The 813-nt window shown below is 61.9% G+C and carries 1 pseudogene; it reads left to right on the forward strand.

From position 1 onward, the window contains the following. Nucleotides 1-768, forward strand: a pseudogene (locus tag QY049_RS38925) (ISNCY family transposase); the annotation flags it as partial. Nucleotides 769-813: the final 45 nt, after the last annotated feature.

Here is an 813-nt window from a genome sequence, read left to right on the forward strand (position 1 = left end):
AACATCGTCTTCACGCGTTGCCGGCCCTACCGGAAGAACGACCAGGCGTTCGTCGAGCAGAAGAACGGTGCCGTCGTGCGCAGGATGGTCGGCTATCGTCGGCTCGAGGGCCTGGAAGCGGCCAAGCTGCTGGCTGAACTCTATCGATCGGCGCGGCTGTTCGTGAACTTCTTCCAACCCTCATTCAAACTGATGGCCAAGCAGCGCGACGGTGCTCGTGTGCGTAAGACATACAGCGCACCGGCAACGCCACACCAGCGCTTGGCCGCCGACGCCCGCACGCCCGATGCGATTCGTCACCATCTCCAAGAAATCTATGCCGCTCTCGACCCGGTCGCGTTGTTGCGCGACATCCGCGGCGCGCAGGAACGCCTCGCGGCGCTCGCTGATACGCAGCCAATCGCCCATCCTGCTGCGGCATCGCAACCGATCGATCTCTTCCTGGCAAGCCTACGAACCGCCTGGAAAGACGGAGCTATGCGACCGACGGATCGGCCAATCGTGAAAGCGAAAAGAGGCCGGCGGCGTCCCGACCCGCTCATCCGGGCAACGCTAGATTTGCGAAAATGGTTTGAAGCCGAGCCTTGGCGGACTGGTAGCGAACTGCTCTCCCGGTTGCAGGCGGAATATCCTGGAGCCTATCCGAACAAGCTTCTTCGAACGCTTCAGCGTAGGCTTAAATCCTGGCGCAGCGAGCAAGCGAACGCGTTGTTGTTCGTTCCTACGGAGGAAACGCTGCTGGGGCATGAGGTCACAACAACCCAATGATGTGGCAGACGCCAGCGGAGGAGGCCGGGCGCTCCGAAACCCCGG

This window comes from Bradyrhizobium sp. WYCCWR 13022, assembly GCF_030435535.1.
In the GTDB taxonomy this organism is placed as follows: Bacteria; Pseudomonadota; Alphaproteobacteria; order Rhizobiales; family Xanthobacteraceae; genus Bradyrhizobium.